This window comes from Arthrobacter sp. 10T413_2 (assembly GCF_056394205.1).
In genome coordinates this window covers 59,500-80,010 of record NZ_JBFTHK010000003.1, presented here as the reverse complement: position 1 = coordinate 80,010, position 20,511 = coordinate 59,500, and the positions used below count along the sequence as shown (strand labels likewise).

Below are 20,511 nucleotides of genomic sequence, written 5' to 3'. Positions count from 1 at the left end.
CGATTCGCCCTGAGAGGAACCCGGCCCGCTCACTGAATCCGGACGTAAACTGACCCTCACATCGTTCTGTGTGAAACTGTCCGTGACGCGTGAAGTGGAGACCGGATGCTCTGGAAGCTGCTCGTTGAATACCTGCGGCCGCAGCGGCGGCTGCTGCTCGCCGTCGTCGTTTTTCAGCTGGCGGCGTCCATCGCCTCGCTCTACCTGCCCACCCTGAACGCGGACATCATTGACCAGGGCGTCGCGAAGGGGGACACGGACTACATCCTGCGCATCGGCGGCATCATGCTGATGGTGACCTTGCTGCAGATCGCCTGCACCATCGCCGCGGTGTACTTCGGCGCGAAGGCCGCGATGGCATTGGGCCGGGACGTCCGGGGCGCCATCTTCACCCGGGTGGCGGAGTTTTCCGAGCAGGAAGTCACCCGGTTCGGGCCGCCCAGCCTGATCACCCGGTCTACCAACGATGTCCAGCAGGTCCAGCAACTGGTCCTGATGTCCGCCACGCTGATGGTCACGGCGCCCATGCTMTGCATCGGCGGGGTGATCATGGCCATGCGGCAGGACCTGCAGCTGTCCTGGCTGATAGCGGTCAGCGTACCCGTGCTGCTGGCCGCGGTGGGGTCGATCATCATCCGGATGGTGCCGCTGTTCCGGCTCATGCAGGCCCGGATCGACACCGTCAACCGGGTCCTGCGCGAACAGCTCACCGGCATCCGGGTGGTCCGGGCCTTCGTCCGCGAGGACGTGGAGACCGCCCGGTTCGCCCGCGCCAATGAGGACGTCACGGATACCGCGCTTCGGGCCGGGCGGCTCATTGCGCTCGCGTTCCCCACCGTGATGCTGGTGCTCAACGTCTCCAGCGCGGCCGTGATCTGGTTCGGGGCGTTCCGGATCGAGGACGGCTCCATGCAGGTGGGCACCATGATCGCGTTCCTGAGCTACCTCATGCAGATTCTCATGTCCGTCATGATGGCCACTTTCATGGCCATCATGATCCCAAGGGCCTCCGTCTCGGCGGACCGGATTAGCGAGGTGCTCGGGACCGAATCCAGCGTCCGGCCGCCGGCGCACCCGGTTTCGCGAGCGGCCGGGCGGGCTGCCCGGGGCGAACTGGAGATGCACGACGTCGGGTTCRCCTACCCGGGCGCCGAGCAGCCGGTGCTCTCGGACGTAACCTTCACCGCCCGCGCGGGGCAGACGACGGCGATTGTCGGCAGCACCGGCTCCGGGAAAACTACCCTGGTGAACCTGATGCCGCGGCTCTTCGACGCGACGTCCGGTTCGGTGCGGATCGACGGCGTGGACGTGCGCGAKCTCCACCCGGACCTGCTGTGGGGGCACATCGGACTGGTCCCGCAGAAGCCCTACCTGTTCTCCGGCACGGTGCGCAGCAACCTGCTCTACGGCAAGCCCGATGCCACCGAGGCCGAGCTGTGGCAGGCCCTCAGCATTGCCCAGGCGGAGGACTTCGTCCGGGAAATGGAGGGCGGGCTGGACGCGCCGATCTCGCAGGGCGGCACTAACGTCTCCGGCGGCCAGCGGCAGCGGCTCGCGATTGCCCGGGCGTTGGTGAAGCGGCCCGAGCTCTACATCTTTGACGACTCCTTCTCCTCACTGGACACCGCCACGGATGCCCGGCTGCGGCTGGCCCTCAAGCAGCACACCGCCGGGGCCACCCTGGTGATCATCGCCCAGCGGGTCTCCAGCATCGTGGACGCGGACCAGATCCTGGTGCTGGACCGCGGCAGGATCGTCGCGCACGGCACCCACGAGGAGCTGCTGGCGACGTCCGAGACGTACCAGGAGATTGTTAATTCCCAGCTCGCAGCGGAGGAGGCCGTATGAGCCGCACCGACAAGGCGCCGACGCCGGCCCCCGCCACCGGGGCACCGGCCGCCGTGCCCGCCGGTCCCGGCAGCGCTCCCGGCGGGGCTCCCGGTGCGCAGGCCCCGCTACGGATTCCCCGCCCGGCGGGAGGCCCCGGCCGCGGGGGCCCGTTTGCCGGGATGAACATTCCGGTGGAGAAGGCGATGAACTTCTGGCCGTCCGCGAAGCGGCTGCTGGGCGAGCTCCGGCCCGAACGGCTGTGGCTGACGCTGGTCCTGATGCTCGCCGTCGTGAGCGTCACGTTCTCGGTGATCGGTCCCCGGCTGCTGGGCGAGGGCACCAACCTGATTTTCGCCGGCGTCGTGTCCAAGCAGCTGCCCGCCGGGGTAAGCCAGGAGCAGCTGATTGCCCAGCTGCGCGCGGCCGGGGAGAACCAGAAAGCGGACATGCTCAGCGCTATGACGCTGACACCCGGCACCGGAATCGACTTCTCCGCGCTGGCCACCGTGCTGCTGTGGGCGCTGGTGCTGTATGTCCTGGCTTCGGCGTTMGGCTGGATGCAGGCGTACATTCTCAACGGCGTCGTCCAGCGCACGGTGTTCCGGCTGCGCGAACGGATCGAGGCCAAGATCAACCGGCTGCCGCTGCGCTACTTCGACTCCGTGCAGCGCGGCGAGCTGCTCAGCCGGGTCACCAACGACGTCGACAATATCTCGCAGAGCCTGCAGCAGTCCATCAGCCAGGCCGTGACCTCGTTGCTGACCGTCGTGGGCGTGCTGGTGATGATGCTGCTGCTCTCGCCCACGCTGGCGCTGATTGCGCTCGTGACCATTCCGCTGACCCTCGTGACCACCGCAGTCATCGCCAAGCGCTCGCAGAAGCTGTTCGTGGCGCAGTGGAGGCACACCGGCGAGCTCAACGGGCAGATCGAGGAGACGTACACCGGGCACGCGCTGGTGAAGGTCTTTGGCCGGCAGCGCGAGGTGGAGGAACGGTTCCGGCAGAAGAACGTGGAGCTGTACCAGGCGAGCTTCGGGGCGCAGTTCATCTCCGGGCTGATCATGCCGGCCATGACGTTCATCGGGAACCTCGTCTATGTGGGGATCGCCGTGGTGGGCGGGCTGCAGGTGGCCGCCGGGGCGATGCAGCTCGGCGACGTCCAGGCGTTCATCCAGTACTCCCGGCAGTTCACCCAGCCGCTGGCCCAGCTGGGGTCCATGGCGAACCTGCTGCAGTCCGGCGTGGCCTCCGCCGAGCGCGTCTTTGAGCTGCTGGACACCGAGGAACAGAGCCCGGATCCCGTTCCCGGCGAGGCTCCCGACGGCGGCCGCGGCCGGCTGGTGTTCGAGAACGTCTCGTTCTCCTACTCACCGGACAAGCCGCTGATCTCTTCGCTCAGTCTGGTCGCGGAGCCAGGCCAGACCGTCGCCATTGTGGGCCCGACCGGCGCGGGCAAAACCACCCTGGTCAACCTGATGATGCGCTTCTACGAGCTCGATGCCGGGCGGATCACGCTCGACGGCGTGGATGTCACCGCGATGACGCGTAACGAGCTGCGTTCGCGGATGGGCATGGTCCTGCAGGACACCTGGCTGTTCGGCGGGACCATCCGGGACAACATCGCCTACGGCCGGCCCGGTGCGTCGGAGGAGGACATTGTGGAGGCGGCGCGGGCGACGTACGTGGACCGGTTCGTCCGGTCCCTGCCGCAGGGCTACGACACCGTGCTCGACGACGAGGGCGGCAACGTCTCGGCTGGTGAGAAGCAGCTGCTCACCATCGCCCGGGCATTCCTGGCCCGCCCGTCCGTGCTGATCCTGGACGAGGCCACCAGCTCGGTGGACACCCGCACGGAGGTGCTGGTGCAGAAGGCGATGAGCGCGCTGCGGTCCGACCGGACCAGCTTCGTGATCGCACACCGTTTGTCCACCATTCGCGACGCCGACCTCATCTTGGTGATGGAAGCCGGCCAGATCGTGGAGCAGGGGACGCACACGGAGCTGCTGGCGACGGGCGGGGCGTACGCCGCGCTGTACGCCGCGCAGTTCGCGGCCCCGGCGGCGGAGGTTTAGCTGGAAGGCAACATTTCTCCGGCGGGCTCAAGACGTTTCGCAGACTTCTCCGGCACTGACTGGGCGGTTTGACGCGTCGTACCTCTGTGGTGCAATACAGCTTCGCAAAACTGACCGAACTTTGGTTGATTAGCGTGTCGGGACATTGTCCGGCGTGGGCTTAAGCGAAAGTCCGCGTCGGCCACCTCAGCCCGATMGACGCTGACCCCGTTCCGCGCCCCGTCCGCTCTTGGGCCGTGAACTATATTCGGAGAAGGGAAGGGACCGGACTGCAGGTACATGGAAGGCGGACTTCTGAATGACGCGAATGCCGCCGGCCACGGTGGATGTGAGTAACGCGGTTGTCCAGCGCCTCGTCCGGGACCAGCGGCCCGACCTCGCCGATTGTCTTTTGGCGCGGGTTGCGAACGGCTGGGACAACGCGACCTTCCGGCTCGGCGACGAACTTGCMGTCCGGCTGCCGCGCAGGGCGGAGGCCGTTCCGCTGATACTGCATGAGCAGCGCTACGTTCCCGACATAGCTCGCCGCTCCCCGGTTGCGGTTCCTGTCCCCGTCCATGCCGGCAGGCCGACGTCGGACTTTCCATGGCCGTGGAGCATCGTGCGGTGGGTCCCCGGAGCCGCTGCAGCCGACGTYGGCCCGGCAGGCCGTGGGCCGGCGGCTACAGGCCTGGCCGATTTCCTGCTGTCCCTTCACGTACCCGCCGAAACCGACGTCCCGGTGAATCCTTTCCGAGGCGTGCCGCTGGCAGACCGTGAAGCTGTGCTGGTGGAACGGCTCGGGGATCGCGAACGCTACCCGCAGGCGGCAGCGCTGAGAGCAGTGTGGGCGCAGGCCCGTGCCGCCAAAGCCTGGGATGGTCCGGCGATGATGCTCCACGGGGACCTCCACCCCGGCAACATCCTGCTGGCGGACGACGGCTCCCTGGCCGGCGTCATCGATTTCGGCGATGTCGGGGCAGGGGACCCGGCTGTCGATCTTGCGGTGGGGTGGTTGATGTTCGACGCCGGCACTCGACGCCGCTTCATGCGCGCCTTTGGCTCCGCAGTGGATGGGGACACCTGGGTGAGGGCCCGCGGTTGGGCTCTCATCCTGTCCACCGCCATGCTGAGCAACTCCGACGACAATCCGCGGATGTTCGCCGTAGGGAAGTTCGGGATCAGGCAGATCCTGGATGACGGACTTAACCTGCAACTCTGACKCCGGCGTTATTGTCAGTGCCTCCTCATATGCTGTGAGTGTGGAAAGCAGAGCAGCTGCGGAGACGTTGGAGGCCATGGRGGCCTCCCTCGCTGCGATGGCTGCATTTGCCCGTTACGCGGCCGGGAACGTGGCCTCGATTGGCGCTGACCATCTGCGGGACGAAGCGGACGCGTGCCTGGACGGCATGGCTGAGGTGGGCCGCATGGAGGCCAGGCTTCCCGCGCTGAAAGTGCACTTCGCCGCCGGATATGCCCGCACCGCCGCCGCCATGGCGGCCCCAGCCGTTTCCCCGCAGGAGCGCACCGCCCAGGAAATGGCGGTGACAGCAGAGGTGGCCTGTGTCCTGACCGTGAGTGAAAGATCGGCGGCTGCGCTCCTGGCTGAGTCAGCCAAATTGACCACCCGGTTGCCCCTCACGCTGTCTGCGCTGCAGGCAGGAAGCATTTCCTGGCAACACGCGCGGGTGATGTGTGATGAAACGTCCGGCCTGGACCCCGCCGCGGCGGCTGCTTTGGAGGCTCATTTCCTGGACCCCGAAGCTCCCTTTGCCGCGCGTGGCTGCCGGGCGGGCGAGCTGGTGCCGGGCAGGTTCCGGGCCAAAGCGCGCAGATGGCGTKAGGTGCATCATCCTGTCAGCATCGAAGTGCGCCACCGCAAGGGTGTGGGGGACCGTCGGTTGGAATATGTGCCGGACCGGGACGGCATGGCCTGGCTCTCGGCCTATCTGACTGCGGATGTGGCGGCGGGTGTATGGTCCCGTGCCACGGAGGCGGCGCGTGCCCTGCAGGAGCCGAATGAATCCCGGACCCTGACCCAGCTCCGTGCGGACGTCGCCGCTGACTGGCTGCTGGCGGGGGTGGCGGAAGGAACTCCGTCACCCAAGGCGCAGGTCCTGGTGACCGTGCCGGCGCTGTCTCTCTTGGGCGCCGCGTCGGAACCGGCCACCCTGGACGGGTATGGTCCCATTCCTCCGAGCATGGCCCGCCGGCTTGTGGGGGATGGTGCCGGATCGTTCCTTCGTGTGCTGACCGATCCGCGCAATGGAGCGCCGCTGGAGATCGGGCGGACCAGCTACCGGRTTCCGAAGGCGATGCGCCAATGGTTGCGGCTTCGGGATGGCCGGTGCCCTTTTCCGGGCTGCAATAACCATTCTCTGGATAACGAAGCGGATCACGTGTTGGCCTGGTCCGAGGGGGGCGGCACCGGCATCACCAACCTGGGCCAGCCATGCCGACGGCACCACCGTCTCAGACACACCACAGCATGGAGGCCGGTTGACGCCACCCGGGACCAGCCACCCGGCTGGATCTCACCTGCGGGACGCTCGTATTCCAGCGAACAACAAGACTGGGAACCACCGCACTGGCCGCAGTACCTCGGCGAGGCGGGCGAAGGCCGGGAGTCGGAACCGCCCGACTGGCTCGACGTACTTGCCGGCGCCGTCGGACCCGGAGAGACCGGGCCACCATTACCAGTGGATCCCTTTCCTKACTGGGCACAGTTCGTCGCKGCGTAGGATCGGCGCTCCATGTTCCCCCCCGTCCAATGAAAGGTTCGAATGATGTGCCGGCTATTGGCCTGCGCCCCTGCCTCCGACGTGACCCTGAAAGGCCGGATCGGAGCTATTCAGGCCACTGTCCCCACGCCTATCACAGCCCCGCGGACGACGGCGGGAAGTCCCGCCGTCGTCCGCCTAGGGACCGGATGCTCACATTAGGCGGCCGCGCGTAGTGCAGGTTCAAGGCCGCTCTCCGGCCCTACCGGGATGACGCTGGACGGCCCATCGTGTTCCTGCCGCAGCCCGGGGGGAAGGAACGACGATGTTCACCCTGCAGATTAGCTATCCGGTCCGGGACTACGAGGCATGGAAGAAAGTCTTCGACACCGATCCCGCAGGCCGCGCCGCCTCGGGCGCCCGATCTATCCGGGTGTTCCGGGACACAGAGGACCACAACAGCGTGGCCGTGCTCCTCGACTTCGACACCAAGGACGTTGCGACCGTCTTTCTGGAACGGCTGCGCAGCCAGGTGTGGGACAAACCGGAGGTGGTAGGGCAGCTGATGTCGGCAGCGCCGACAGCCAGGATTCTGGAGGAGGTGGCCCGCGAGGGCCAGGGCGCTGGCTGACCGCTGGGAATCAGGCGGTCCTCGTCGGATGAGTCAGCCGCCACGACATAGCCGCCCGGCCCCGCCATCACTTCGCCATCACGGTGCGGGTTGCTGGGCCACTTTCGAACCCGAGGACACCTCGGGCTGCGGGGTCGGTTCGGACGAGGGGGCGGGGTTCGGGCTCTGGCCGGTTTCGGGGGCGACGTCCGCCGGCATGGTGGCGCTTGGTTGGCTGGCTCCCGGCACTTCGGCTCCGGCCGAGCCGTTGTCCGTGCCACTGGGGGTACCGTCCGTGGTCAGGCCACCTTTTTTGTTTGCGCCTTGCTCGACTTGCCCAGGCACTTGCGCGACTTGCCCAGGCACTTCCTTCACGTCCTTGGTCGATGMGTCCGTTTTGTCCGGGACAGTCGGATTGCCGCTCAATGCTGTGCCCAGCGTCGTCGTGGGCCCGGCCGCACCGCCGTCGGTGCTTGACGTCGACGAGACAAGGCTGGAGATGGGCTTATTGGCTCYGAATTCGACTGCAGTGACACCGATCATCGCGATAACGAATGCGGCAGCACTGACCGCCCCGACCTTGATCCAGGTCTTGGGGGTGAACTGCCTCCTCAGCCGTTTGGCTCGAGGTTCGTCGCTCTCGACCGGAGCGCTCGCGGCCAGCACGTCGCCGTCAGCGGGCAGTCCGCCTATGCGTCGCTGGGGCATTTTCCTCAATGCCACGGCGGCGGCCGAGCTGAGTGTTCGGGCATAGAGGGCGGCGCCCACGGTGGCAACGATGGAGCCGAGTGCGGCGCCGATAAGGGTCCCGGCGACGCCGAGGAAGGACCCCACGAAGGCCGAGGTCACCGCGGCCAACGCCGAGCCAATAGTCTGGGTGCCGMTTAGCCCGAGGAGCTGTTTCGGCTTGTCTTCCTTAGTGGAGTCTGCAGGCATCTTCAAACACATTTCAGTMAGGTTATGTTACGAACAGATAACTTTACCTGCCTGTGGCTGACTCCCGGCTGCGGCCGTATTTATTTGTAACGCTTCTCACGGATAAAAAGAGGGCCAAGGTTCATGCCACTGCGGCCTCCGGTGGAGGTCGAGAAGTATCGAAGATCCAACGACGTCGGCACCAAACCACCTGACGACGAACCCCCGGGAGTTCCAGGGGGTTCGTCGTCGTTAGCGTCTGGTAGGCGATCAGACCTCGGCCACGGCCCGTCGGGCCCGGGCGGCTCGCACGAGCCCGCTGGACACGACTGCTCCCACGAGCGCGAGCGCCGCGAGCACGACGAACACGATGTGGTAGCCGCCGGCTCCCGGATTCGCATCGAGGATTGCCCCGTAGACGATGAAAGCGAACATCCCTGGTGCATAGCCGACCAGGCATGCGATTCCGAAGGCGGTGCCGCTGGTCTCCTCCGGGATCCCGACCTCGTCCATCGGCGCCCAGAAAACGCCCCGCATGGTGAAGACGATAAGTGAGAACAGCAGGGTCACGATCATCGCCGGGATCTGGCTGCTCGGATCGGCCGGGAGGAGCAGCAGCACCGCCACCACCGGGATCAGGCACAGGAACGCCAACCGGATGTACCGACTCGCACCCTTGAACACCTTGTCCGCGAGGACTCCGCCGATCGGGCCACCGATGATTTTCAGGCCGTACTGGTTGATGATGCCGTAGGCGCCGACCAGCGCGACAGGCAGCCCGTAGACGTAGGTCAGATAGGGGATGAAATACGTGAGGCCGCAGTACACGACGTACACCATGAACACGGTGAAGCTCACCCACCACAGTTGCGGCTGCTTCGCCGCGCGCCAGATCTCGCCGAGGCCGGCCTTCTGTTTCTTCGGCGCGGGAGGCTTGCTCGCCTGCTCGCTTGTCTGGGTGCGAAGCAGCAGGAACAACAGCACGCCGACGACGACGTCAACGATCGCGTAGAAGGCTATGGCCGCACGGAATCCGCCGGTACCCGAACCGAGCAGAACGAAGATTCCCAGTGCGGAGAAGGCCACGGCAGTGTCGACGACGCCGCGACCGCCCTCAAGCAGGCCGAAGAGCCGCCCTTGTTCCTTCGAACCGCCAAGCTGGCGGATACTCTTCAGCAATGCAGGCCAGACCAGGCAGTCCGAGCACACGGCGAGCAGCGCGAACAGGACKAGGAGCGTGCTGAATCCTGGAAAGGTGCTGAGGAACAGGCCCAGGGCTCCGCTGCCGACGAGTCCGAGCGGGATGAGGATCCGCGTGGAGAAGCGATCGGCGAGGTAGCCGCCGACGATGAAGAGCGCCGTCGCGACCATCGAGTTGACGCTCAGCAGCGTACCGATCTCAGTGTGGCTGAGGCCCATTGCCTCCTGCATGGGGACGTAGAACGCGTCCTTGAGGTTGGCGAGCTTGTAGATGGTGCCGCCCGCCATGACGAGCAGAGCGAAGCGGATCCATTTGCTCCAGTCAACGCGGTTCGTGGGCTTCCCGGGGGCCTTAGTCAATGTGGTCATCGTGCACCTGCCAGAGTGTTCGTTGTGTCGAGCTGCGCGACGGCGATGTTGCGCAGCGAGGCGAGCAGATCCTTCACATAGGCCACCTGGTGGTCGGCCCAGCCTGGTTCTGCGGCGAGCAGCTCATCCCGGGTCCATCCGGCCGGGATGCCGGTAGTGCTCAGATCGCGGTACGGAATGAACGGGTCCTCGCCCTCGMCGGCGTGGCGGAAGGCGGGAGCGTAGTAGAGGTTTTCCTGTTCGAGGGCCAGGGCGATGACCTGGGCCTCGTCCTCACCGAGCATCAGGAGCTCGAAGAGCATCCGCGCACCGGGCAAGTCGTCCTCAGGACTTCCTTGCAGCACGCCGCGGTGACCATATCCGTCCCCCTCGGGGAGAACATGAACCCCTTTCAGGTGCGCTTGCAGGATGTGCGGCGCGAGCGCGGAGAGGGCATCCATCGGACGCTCACAGGCATTAATCATGTTCCCGAAATCGAACATGGCATGCAGGCGCGGATGGGAAACCTGGCGCAGCAATGCGGCGATCTCGGTGGAGCGCAGTTCCTCGTGCTGCTCGAAGGAGAAGTGCAGATCGTGCTCGTCTGCGAGCACGGCGAGCCGGYGCAGGTCCTGCTCGATCAGTGTCGTAACCTCCGATAGCGTGCCTTCGAAACGCGAGTAGACGCGGATGTGCTGGACGCCGAGGACGCCCGCGATCCGGACCACCTCGTCCACGTCCGCCCGCAGGGTGGTGCTGATCTCGAGGTGGATGCTCAGACCCAGGCGGCGCGCGCGGTCGGCGAACTTGCGCAGCCGATCGTCGCTCATCCTGCCCAGGCTCCGCTCCTCGCCGTCGAGGAGGTGGATGCAGGCGCCGGCCAGGCCATGCCGATGCGCGAAGTCGAGCACATCATCGGGCCCGTACCCGCCGTAGGTCAGGTTGCCAAGGAGGGCGTAGGCGTGGGCGAACAGAGGGGCGCGGTCGATCCGTTCGATCAGGGTCCGGGCCAGCTCGTTGGTMAGGCGGGGCAGGGATCCGGCCTCCTCTTCGTTGAGGCGGGATCTCAGGAGCGCCTGAAATTGGGCGTCGGCAGGGGGCATCGTTGGCTCCTCGGGAGGCGTGTCAGGGGTGGTGGCGAATGTCACTCATCATTTGTACGCCGGTAATGGATCACGAAAAAGATCCATTATGGCCGTGGCCGTTAAGTCCATTCAGGAACCTGCGGTGACGCGCTCCCATCGGTCCCATGCGGCGGCCATCCTGCCGACAGCCTGGGCCATGTGCTCCTCCGCGGTGCCGGCGAACCCGATCAGCAGCGCCGGGGGGAGCTCTCGGGTGAGCCGGTACTCGCCGAGGGGGTAGGTGTACACCCCGACCACGGCCAGTCCCCGCGCTACCTCGATATCGTCGACCGGTTCACGGAGCCAGCCCATGACGTGCAGGCCAGCGTCGACCGGGGCGGCTTCAATCCGGTGGCTCAACTGATGATCGATTGATTCGAGCAGGGAGTCCTGGCGTGCCGCGTACAGACGCCGGGTGCGGCGAAGGTGGGCGTGCAGATGCCCTTCCGACAGGAAATCCGTGAGTGCCATCTGAAGCACCATCGCGGGCGGGCGCCCGATGACCGATGATGCGGATGCGAACGGCTTCACCAGGTCCTCCGGCAACACGCAGTATCCGAGGCGGATCGATGGCGCGAGCACCTTGCTGAAGGAGCCCACGGTGATCACCTGCCTGCTCAAATCGAGCCCGAACAGCGTTGGGAGGAATTTCCCGCGGTAGCGCAACTCGCTGTCGCAGTCGTCCTCGACGATCCAGTTCCCGTGTMGTTKCGCCCACGCAATCCACTCCGCCCTTCGCGCCGGGCTCATCGCAACGCCGAGCGGATGCTGGCGCGCGGGGGTCAAACAGGCCAGGCGTGCCGGAGCCGCGCCGTTGTCATCGTCAGGGAGGACCGCTCCCTCGTCGTCGACGGGGACGCCTCGGACAGGACAGCCCTGGGACTGGAAGGCGAGTCGTCCGGAGATGTGCCCCGGGTCCTCGACGACGACGGGGTCGCCGGCGTCGAGCAGGAGAACCGCCAGCACGTTGAACGCCTGCTGTGCACCGGAGGTGATGACGACCTGGTCCGCCGTGCACGCCAGACCCCTTACATCGTTGAGGTAGTCCGCGATGGCCTCGCGCAGTGGGCGGTGGCCGTGCGGATCGCTRTAGCCGATCGCGAGGGGATCGGTGCGCCCGGCATGGCGCCCCAGCAGGCGCTTCCAGGTCGCCGCTGGGAAAGCAGAGGACGCAACCTGGCTGGCAACAAACKATTCGGTTTCGGCCGGCGCCCACGTGTGCGGCGCCTCGCTGAACAGGTCGGTGCCCCGCGAAGAGGTGGCGGCTCCGCGTTCGGACAGCGGCGGCCGGGACATCTGCCGCCGCGGGKCGGCATCGCTCCACAGGGTKTCGACGTACGTGCCGTCTCCCGCGCGTGAGCGCAGGAAGCCCTCAGCGGTGAGTTGCTCGAACGCAGACACKACCGTGATCCGCGATACTCCCAACTCGGTGACGAGTGTGCGGGTCGAGGGCAAGCGGGTTCCGCTCGACATCGAACCCGTCAGGATCTGGGTGCGCAGTTGCGCGTACAGCTGCTGGTGCAAAGGCACAGGCGCTGCGCGGTCGAGCTCAAGTCCGGCCAGCAGACGGCCACCAGCGCTCTTCATCCCGCGAACCGCGGAGCTGATTTCACCATGGACCCATTTTACGGGCCGATTTCCCAGGCTCCGCGGTGCGTGGTGGGCGAAGAACCGACGACGTCCCAGCGTCCCAGTGCCCGCTGGTGCGTGATTCCGTCCGCCGCGACGCCCGACGTCGGGCGCAGCTGGCACTGAGGGTCAGCGGCTTGATGGCTGCCGCCGGGAGAACCTGTTTCGACGGCGACGGCCGCCGTAGGCTAGGGGAATCCATCTCACCGAGGAGGCACTTATGCGCACTGCAACACCCCCAGTTCGGGCCGACCAGGTCCGCCACCTTTCAGAGAACMTCATGTCTCAGCTCACGAAGGGGACGGAGTGGGCCACTCCCGGGGTCGAAGCGGCATTGCAGAAACTGATCGCAGGGCTCGATAGCGGAGTTGACTCTGCGTCCCCGAGGATCCAGACCGGTCTGCGGCGGCTCGCTGACGAGCTCGCCAGCGAAGTGGAAACTCTCACTCCCCGTGTTCACGAGGGTCTGAAGCGGATCGCACCTGATGTTGCCCCGGCAGTCACGGCCCCCGGCCGGGCGAAGTCGAGGCGGACGGCTTCCGGGAAAGCCTGGGTGATTGCCGGGGCGGTGGCCGTCGCGGTGACCGCGGGGCTGGCGGCCTGGCACTTTTTGCGGCCGGCCGATGAGGAGCCGGTGCCGTCCGTGAAAGTGCAGCGTACCAGCGGCCCGAACGCCGACGCGGACGCCGGCCCCGCAGAGGCCCGGACCTGAGGCAATCAGGACTCCGTGTGGGCTACGACTGGCAAAGGGGGCCGGCCCTAGTCCAGGGGCAGAGTTATCGTCACACAGGTTCCCGCGGCGGCGGACGAATCGATGATCACCTCTCCGCCAGCAAGGTCCACCGCCAGGCGCATGAGGCGTAGTCCCATGCCGGTGTGCCGGCCAACCATGGCTGCCGGCGCGTCGAAACCACCGCCGTCGTCGGTCACTTTGAGCTGAACGCCGTGGGTCATGCCGTGGGTGACGCAGCCCAGCCGGACCGTCACAGCTGATGCCTGGGCGAATTTATAGACATTGCTGAGGAGCTCCTGCGCTGCCCGGTACAGAAGAGTTGCGGACTGTCGGTCTACTTCCATCCTGTGGTGCGGAGTCTCCAGATGCACCACGGTGCCGCGTGCGCGGAGGGGAAGGGTCAGACGGTCGATTGCGCCGGTGAGCCCAAGGGCATGGAAATCGACCGGGTGTGTATCGGTGAGGACGCCACGTACGGCGACGACTTCATCGCTGAGTAGTGATTTCATATTCTTACTGTGCGCTTGTGTCGTTGGCATTTTTCGGCGCCGCGCCGAGGGCAACAGCGGGAGGTCCTGCCGCCTTCCGCTTTGTGCGTGGGGAGGTCTTCGACGATGTTCCGCAGTCCGTGCCGTTCCCTGTTCTGAAGTGCGGCCGCCGTCTCATCTGCTGGTTATATGTGCCCGCCGGTCGGAGTCATCCCGGTGACTGGCGTTTGATGGAAGCTGAAATTCGATCCTCCATTGCTCGAACGCCGCCTATCGCCGCTGGACCCATCTGCTGCCTGGCACGGTTCACCGCGTCGCGGACTTCGCGACGCACTACCCGTTCATTCTGACTCGACGACTTTTCTCTCGTTTCCCGTGCTAAATCGAGCAGAGCCTGCGGAGCGTAGTGATTGACGCTCATATCCGTGAGTAGGGGTAACTGCACTCTCAGATCCTGCTCGATGGCAGTGCGGAGGGGGCCTAAGCGAAGCAATTGAGTGAGGAAATCCGGGCTCAATACGGGCGACGCGGGCGCTTGAGGGCCAAGGCGTTCCCGCAGGTGGTCCTTCATTTTCATTGCTGTTCCATCGAACGTCAGCCACCATGCGAGGTAGCCCATAGGTGACGGTCCAATCGTCCGTCGATACTCGATGACGCCGACTGAGTTTTCAACGTCGTGGGCAACCAGCCGGGACCGCGTCCCTTGCTCGGCTCCGTAGTCACCCCGTTGACGCCTTCTCTCGTGAGTCTCATTCCATAGTTCCTGAACGGCGCCACGAAGTTCGAGCGATGCGGCTTCGGAGTACTCCAGGAGACTCTTGGTCTCGATACAGAATTCGTCGGCGAGGTAGTCGCTGACGTCCTGCAACGGCTGTTCGYGTCCGCAGATGTTCCTTTGCCAGTCCAGGAATTCACTCTCTGGCCGGCCCGAGAGCACGAAGGCCGAGTAGAGGAACGGGACCCTTCCGGTCCACGGCGACGTTCTGTTGTGACCATAAGCCACGGCCAGGTTGAGGTGTCTTTCAACTTCTTCCACGACTCCGTCCGTTGCGAATAGAAGCAACMCGGCGTCTGCCGCTGCTCGCATCAAGATCGTAAAGTGACGCTCTTCCGGATCGTCCACCAGGCTCTMGCCAATAAGCGGCAGGATCGCGGTGGTGTCCATCCATATGTCGCCTTCACTGAAGACGTTGAGCATGACCTTCTGCACGTCCGGGGTTTGTTTCAGGAACGCGAAAAGCGTGTATGCGTCAGCTAGTCGCCGAAGATGCGACTGTGTTTGGGGCGAACGCTGCTCCAACACATGCATAATGGCCGCGGCCGCGGCATCAGAACTGAGCTCATTGATGCCGCCATTTGCCGTAATTCTGTCGGCTATGGCTACGGGGCTGAGCTGGAACGGATCTCCCGTTTCCACGGCTGCGGCAAAAGACTCACCTCGTTCCAGGAGTGTTTCTTCCAGCACTGTGCGTAGTTGCCGAGAAACGTCCGCCACCTGCGCGTCGCTCAGTGCCTCCGGTAGTTCGAGGGCTCGAATCGCCGCAGTGAGTTTCGCATCGAGAACAGCTTCATMAAGAAGGAACCCGGCGGTCTGATCATTTATCCTCTTGGCCTCCTCAAAACTGAGATGGTACGTGTCCTCAGACCCGGACGCTGATTTGTGTTGTTTGACGGGCCCCTTCCGAGACAGGCGGTTCAATGCGCTCAGGGTCAGAGCATCGACCTGCCCCCGCTTCCCCACGGGCATGCGGAGTGCGACGCCGTCCTGGATTTCGCCCAGGCTGAGCCTGTTGTCTGCGCTCGAATCGTGAAGCGCCGCCAAGACCAATGAATCGAAGCAGCTCTTGGTAAGACTCTGATCGGTTGCCTGATCTTCGTCGTCGAGTGCCAGATGCAGCACGGCGACCTTGCTCTCATCCGCTGTCAAGGTCGCTGTTCTGTCAATGACCCCGCGTTTGGACAGGAGCGGATCGACAAATCTCTTGGCCAGCTCTTCACTTGCCACTCGTCGTTGCGGATAGGACGCCTMACGGTCCACAAACCACGACCGGTCCCGGATATCTACGGTTATATTCCGATCACGTCGGGACTCTTCCCTGAGTTCATCGGCAGTCGGACCAATCACCTGGTTGGTCATGTAGATCATGGTGCTGACCGAAGGACAATTCTTCTGGAGGGTGTCCAGCGTACTCGTAATTTTTGTCTTCCAACTCGCTGTCACAGAGTACTGAAATGCAACTCTCTGCACACCGTCAATTGTGAATATTTCGGCGTCCCTGCCCTTGTCTCCATTCGGAGCTGCCATCGTCCGCAGGGCCGGATATTCGACGGCGAGGAACTCCGACGCGAACTTTTCGAATATCTCCCAGTCTCCAGGGCCAATCCGTTCTAKGGCGAGGGACAATCGCGGGTTCRGCATGACCGAATCATAACCACCACAATCCTTCCTTGAACATCGCTGCCGGGTCCGATATCCGTTTGGTGTTCGGGGGAGCGGGGGCCCAGTTTCAGTTCTAAGCCCTGCGGCGGGGCGACGTTTCGCTCTGGGCCGACGGACCCCACGGGACTAACGGCCGTTGACTTTCGTTTCTCCTGCGAGGACCATGACGAGTGAAAGTCGATGATGGGGGGATAACTCAGAGACTGACCTGCCGAAAATACGCCTGTGTGCCGATTATTCMCGCGCTCAATTTTGATGCTGCGAATGTCGCGTATGCGGAGCTCATGCTTCCGCATCTGTTAAACAACTCCGAATCTGGGGATCAACGGAGAGAAAATGATTGACATTTCTTTTGAGCCGGTTGCGTATGCGCCCGGTGTTTTTACATCTGAACGTTTAGCGTCTGGTCAGAGCGATCGAATTCGTGCAATGGTGCACGGACGGGCCGCACTATTTACAGCCGAATGCGATGCAGAAGGCAAGACKCCAGGTCTCTCAAGGACAGCGKGTCCTGGGTTTGACGCAGTTGCGTTCGGTCTATCGGGTATATGGGACGCGGCTGAGGACCTCACCAGTCGCGCTTGGGACGCAATTAGCGATGTTCTGACTAATGAGGGCGGCGGCGGCGGCGGAGGTGGCGGTGGCGGCGGTGCTCGCGTCATCGTGAGCGCGGACGAAGCCGAAATTGTCACAACCACTCGGGCGCCGGCACTGTCCAGGTGAACGGCACCACACGCAAACGGACGGCGACGGCGGGAGCCCCGCCGTCGCCGGCTTGGTGGCAGAATCTACCCGGCCCGCGGCGTGTTTAGGTGCCGGCGGGTTGGAATAACTCGACCACATTGCCGGACGGATCCTCCAGAAGGATCTGCTKACCGCCTGGGCCCTTGACGATGTCGTTCGGAACGTGAGGCCGGCTGCACGGAGCCGGTCCACTTCGGCGGCGATATCGCCCACGATGAGGTGGATGCGGTTCCATCCTCCCGGTGCAGGCACCGTACCATCCGGCATGGGCCGGCCCGCCGAGCTCGCTGGTCCGCTCAGCAACAGCCGCAACTGACCGCGTGCCACATCGGCGAACGCCGGTGCGGCGCTCATCCTGAGGGTGAACCCGAGGTGCTTCGTGTAGAAGTCGATCGCGGCATCGACGTCGCTCACCATGTACCGGACGCTGACCATGTCTGCAAGGTCGTCAGCCATTTCCAGTTCCTCTCCGGTCTMGTTGAGGAGTCCTCGATGAGATAGTGCTATTCAACTATTTTGATCGTTTTGGCACCCAACTCAAGCGGACGACGGCGGGTGGTCCCGCCGTCGTCCGCTTGATCATGGCCGCTTTCTCGACGTCGGCGAGCTGCTTGAGCGGTCCGGTCGGGAGCGTTATGGAAGGACATCCGGGACTAATTCGCTGAAGGGCGAGGTTATGCAGTCGGGGCCGGAACCGGTTCTGCGCGCAACGCGCCCTGCACGCGGATGGGAACGAGATCACATGACGACATCGACTGCCGACGGAGTCGGCTTCCGCTCCAAACGCGGACCTGTCCTCATTGCCCTGATGCTCTCCACGGGTCTGGTGGCGATCGATGCGACMGTGGTGGCGACGGCCGTGCCGTCGATCGTGCAAGACATCGGCGGGTTTGCGTCGTTCCCGTGGCTCTTCTCCGCCTACCTGCTGGCGCAGGCCGTGTCAGTACCTGTCTACGCGAAGCTCTCCGACACCATCGGCCGCAAACCGATCATGCTCATCGGAATCGGCCTGTTCCTGCTCGGCTCGATCCTGTGCGGCGTTGCCTGGAGCATGCCGGTCCTCATCGCCTTCCGCGTGGTGCAGGGCCTGGGCGCGGGAGCGGTCCAGCCGATGGCCATCACCATCGCCGGCGATATCTACACGCTGGCAGAGCGGGCAAAAGTGCAAGGCTACCTTGCGAGCGTGTGGGCCGTTTCCTCGGTGGTTGGCCCCACGCTCGGCGGAGTGTTTGCCGCACTGGGCATCTGGCGTGGCATCTTTCTCGTGAACATCCCGCTGTGCTTGGTGGCAGGGTGGATGCTGGTCCGGTCGTTCCACGAGAATATCGAGCGCGTAAAGCACCGGGTCGACTATTTGGGGGCGGGGCTGCTCACAGTTTCGCTCACCCTGCTCATTCTCGGGGCCCTCGAGGGCGGCCAGGCCTGGGCCTGGGATTCCGCCATCAGCATTGCAGTGTTCGCGGGCGGCGCCCTCTTGTTCGCCGCGTTCATCCTGGTTGAACGGAGAGCGGCGGAGCCGGTCCTGCCGCCGTGGGTGGTGTCCCGGCGGCTGCTGGCGACGACGGCGATGATCGCCTTCGGCGTCGGAGCGGTCATGCTTGGCCTCACCTCGTACGTTCCCACGTTCCTGGAAGGAGCACTCTCCACCTCCCCGATCCTGGCCGGGCTCGCCCTCGCGGCGCTGACGATCGGCTGGCCGATCAGCGCGTCCCAATCGGGCCGTCTGTATCTTCGGATCGGGTTCCGGAACACGGCCCTGATCGGCATCACGGTCACCGTCATCGGCACTGCAGTCCTTGCCCTCACCGCCTCCGTCYCCAGCATTGGGCTGGTCGCGGGCAKTTKCTTCATCGTCGGGCTGGGACTCGGGCTCGTCGCGACCCCGACCCTCATCGCCGCCCAATCGAGCGTCGAATGGAACGAGCGCGGTGTGGTCACCGGCACCAACCTGTTCGCGCGGTMGATCGGCAGCTCCATCGGCGTCGCCGTTTTCGGGGCGATAGCGAATGCGGTCTACGCCGGTACCCCGCACGGCGACACGGACCCCCAAACGGTCGTCGCGGCCTCCTCCGCCGTCTTCCTGGCCGTCTTGATCGCCGCTGTACTCACCGTCGCCGCCGTCATCGGCATGCCCGCCACAAAACCCGTCAAGCAGGTCCACGCCGCCGCGCGAGAGTAATCGAGAGCCGGATGAGCTTGTGAAGGGGCTGGCGGAGCCGGTTGCCGGTCGCGCTGGTCACATAGTTGCAGCCCGGCAGCCAGCGTCTTTGCAGCTGCCCGTACCGGATTGACGGGAGGMGGAGTAATGTGCGGATTCTCAGCGAAGAGCGGGGTCCGTCCCGTTCATTGACGCACTTCAGGAGGTCCGGAGATGTACGATACGGGCGATRCCGGGGGCGATGTGCTCGTCGATGCGCCATGGCTTGAGGAGCATCTGCACGATCCAGGGCTTCGCGTGATTGAGATCGACGTGAATGCGACGGCTTATGACCGCGGGCACATTGAGGGTGCTGTGCTGTGGAACGTCTACCGGGACCTGAAGGACGGCAACTACCAGCTCTTCGACACGGCCGCTGTCCAAAAGCTGATCGCCGGTTCCGGGATTGCCCCGGACTCAACAGTGGTTTTTTATGGCTATGGACCGGCAATGGGCTTCTGGCTCATGAAGCTCTACGGCCATACCGACGYCCGGATTCTCGACTGCTCTCGAGACACGTGGCAAGAGGCCGGACGTCCGTGGACCACCCAGGTGCCCGCACCGGCTACGACCGACTACCGTCTGCCCGGCCAGGATGAACGGCTCCGTGCCGATCGGACGCGGGTGCAGAGCGCGATTGATGACCCCTCGGTCACGATTCTGGATGTGCGCAGTGATCTCGAATTCCAGGGCGAGCGGTTCTGGCCGTCAGGTGGACTCGAACCAGGAGGCCGCGCCGGCCACATTCCCTCGGCCGTTCACTTGTCGATCGACGCCTTGCGCKACGACGGCGGGGCGTTCCGAAACGTCGAAGAATTGCGGGAGATATTTGCGCCGCTAGACCCCGCGGGCGTACGCGAGGTGATCCCGTACTGCACTATCGGAATCCGAGCCTGCACGGCGTGGTTCGCGCTCACCTATCTGCTGGTACGTGAGGACGTCCGGGTCTACGACGGCTCCTGGGCCGAATGGGGACGGACGCCCGAGTTACCGGTGGAATCCTCGTGATGCGGGCATTGAAACTGCTGAACGCCTGATTCCTGGTCGACGTCTCTGCGCCGAGCGCCGAGGGCGAGCAGGCGCTCGAGCTCTTCTGCCGTGGATACGCCGTCAGCCCGGAGGTCTCTCAGCACTGGCCCGAATGCTCCTCCCCTTTCACCGCAGAACGGAAGTACCGCGTGGCCGGTAGCAGCTAGTTTCTGGCTMAAAGAATGAATCCTCTGGCTTTTAGGTTGAGATCTCAGCCAAATGCAGAGAAGCGCGTGATTGCCGTGGATATGGTGACTGGCATGGAACCAGTTCTGAAATATGTCCGGCGTGGGGGCGCCCTCGTGGCGGCCGTCATCTTCTTCTCCCTGTGGTGTGTGGCCGAGGCCGGCCGAATGGGCCCGACCGGTGGGTACGKGGTGAGCAACACGGGTTTGGACAGCTGGCCTGGAACTTGGCCCCTGGTGCTGATGACCTTGGCCATTGCGACAGCCT

At 64.7% G+C, this 20,511-nt stretch carries 15 protein-coding genes; 8 read left to right on the top strand and 7 right to left on the bottom strand.

Annotation, left to right across the window (positions count from 1 at the left end; translation table 11 throughout):
- Nucleotides 1–105: 105 nt before the first annotated feature.
- From AC1DBQ_RS01330 to AC1DBQ_RS01310, 5 genes are all read left to right on the top strand, one after another.
- Nucleotides 106–1,848, top strand: coding sequence for an ABC transporter ATP-binding protein (locus AC1DBQ_RS01330; RefSeq protein ID WP_476926769.1), 1,743 nt, complete (start codon nucleotides 106–108; stop codon nucleotides 1,846–1,848).
- Entirely contained in the window at nucleotides 1,845–3,902 is a 2,058-nt protein-coding gene (locus tag AC1DBQ_RS01325) for an ABC transporter ATP-binding protein (protein WP_476926768.1), read from the top strand. Before AC1DBQ_RS01330 ends, AC1DBQ_RS01325 begins: the two co-directional genes overlap by 4 nt.
- A gap of 298 nt (nucleotides 3,903–4,200) precedes the next feature.
- The gene (locus tag AC1DBQ_RS01320) at nucleotides 4,201–5,103 is read left to right on the top strand and encodes an aminoglycoside phosphotransferase family protein (protein WP_476926767.1); all 903 of its coding nucleotides are present in this window, start codon (nucleotides 4,201–4,203) and stop codon (nucleotides 5,101–5,103) included.
- 76 nt (nucleotides 5,104–5,179) lie between these two features.
- Nucleotides 5,180–6,622, top strand: a complete 1,443-nt coding sequence (locus tag AC1DBQ_RS01315) for an HNH endonuclease signature motif containing protein (protein WP_476926766.1) — start codon at nucleotides 5,180–5,182, stop codon at nucleotides 6,620–6,622.
- A 304-nt stretch (nucleotides 6,623–6,926) separates the two neighbouring features.
- Nucleotides 6,927–7,232, top strand: coding sequence for a hypothetical protein (locus AC1DBQ_RS01310; RefSeq protein WP_476926765.1), 306 nt, complete (start codon nucleotides 6,927–6,929; stop codon nucleotides 7,230–7,232).
- 78 nt (nucleotides 7,233–7,310) lie between these two features.
- Here AC1DBQ_RS01310 and AC1DBQ_RS01305 read toward each other — a convergent pair whose 3' ends face one another.
- From AC1DBQ_RS01305 to pdxR, 4 genes are all read right to left on the bottom strand, one after another.
- Entirely contained in the window at nucleotides 7,311–8,147 is an 837-nt protein-coding gene (locus AC1DBQ_RS01305) for a hypothetical protein (RefSeq protein WP_476926764.1), read from the bottom strand.
- Between the two features lie 249 nt (nucleotides 8,148–8,396).
- On the bottom strand, nucleotides 8,397–9,695 hold the full coding sequence (locus AC1DBQ_RS01300; protein ID WP_476926763.1) for an MFS transporter: 1,299 nt from the start codon (nucleotides 9,693–9,695) through the stop codon (nucleotides 8,397–8,399).
- Nucleotides 9,692–10,777 carry a sugar phosphate isomerase/epimerase family protein gene (locus AC1DBQ_RS01295; protein ID WP_476926762.1) on the bottom strand — a complete coding sequence of 362 codons (1,086 nt, stop codon included), beginning with the start codon at nucleotides 10,775–10,777 and terminating at the stop codon, nucleotides 9,692–9,694. Before AC1DBQ_RS01295 ends, AC1DBQ_RS01300 begins: the two co-directional genes overlap by 4 nt.
- 111 nt (nucleotides 10,778–10,888) lie before the next feature.
- Nucleotides 10,889–12,385: a MocR-like pyridoxine biosynthesis transcription factor PdxR gene (gene pdxR, locus AC1DBQ_RS01290; protein WP_476926761.1), complete on the bottom strand. Its 1,497-nt coding sequence runs from the start codon at nucleotides 12,383–12,385 to the stop codon at nucleotides 10,889–10,891.
- A 322-nt stretch (nucleotides 12,386–12,707) separates the two neighbouring features.
- On the opposite strand from pdxR, the gene AC1DBQ_RS01285 reads away from it, so the two are divergent.
- A complete protein-coding gene (locus AC1DBQ_RS01285; protein ID WP_476926760.1) occupies nucleotides 12,708–13,139 on the top strand; it encodes a hypothetical protein in 432 nt (143 codons plus the stop codon).
- 47 nt (nucleotides 13,140–13,186) lie between these two features.
- Here the strand turns inward: AC1DBQ_RS01285 and AC1DBQ_RS01280 are convergent, their stop codons facing one another.
- The 3 genes from AC1DBQ_RS01280 to AC1DBQ_RS01270 form a co-directional block, all read right to left on the bottom strand.
- Nucleotides 13,187–13,669 carry a sensor histidine kinase gene (locus AC1DBQ_RS01280; protein ID WP_476926759.1) on the bottom strand — a complete coding sequence of 161 codons (483 nt, stop codon included), beginning with the start codon at nucleotides 13,667–13,669 and terminating at the stop codon, nucleotides 13,187–13,189.
- A 187-nt stretch (nucleotides 13,670–13,856) separates the two neighbouring features.
- Nucleotides 13,857–16,067 carry a hypothetical protein gene (locus AC1DBQ_RS01275; RefSeq protein ID WP_476926758.1) on the bottom strand — a complete coding sequence of 737 codons (2,211 nt, stop codon included), beginning with the start codon at nucleotides 16,065–16,067 and terminating at the stop codon, nucleotides 13,857–13,859.
- A 558-nt stretch (nucleotides 16,068–16,625) separates the two neighbouring features.
- Nucleotides 16,626–17,288, bottom strand: coding sequence for a VOC family protein (locus tag AC1DBQ_RS01270; protein ID WP_476926757.1), 663 nt, complete (start codon nucleotides 17,286–17,288; stop codon nucleotides 16,626–16,628).
- Between the two features lie 286 nt (nucleotides 17,289–17,574).
- On the opposite strand from AC1DBQ_RS01270, the gene AC1DBQ_RS01265 reads away from it, so the two are divergent.
- Together AC1DBQ_RS01265 and AC1DBQ_RS01260 are read left to right on the top strand one after the other, a co-directional pair.
- Entirely contained in the window at nucleotides 17,575–19,011 is a 1,437-nt protein-coding gene (locus AC1DBQ_RS01265) for an MFS transporter (RefSeq protein WP_476926756.1), read from the top strand.
- Between the two features lie 192 nt (nucleotides 19,012–19,203).
- A complete protein-coding gene (locus AC1DBQ_RS01260) occupies nucleotides 19,204–20,037 on the top strand; it encodes a sulfurtransferase (protein ID WP_476926755.1) in 834 nt (277 codons plus the stop codon).
- Nucleotides 20,038–20,511: the final 474 nt, after the last annotated feature.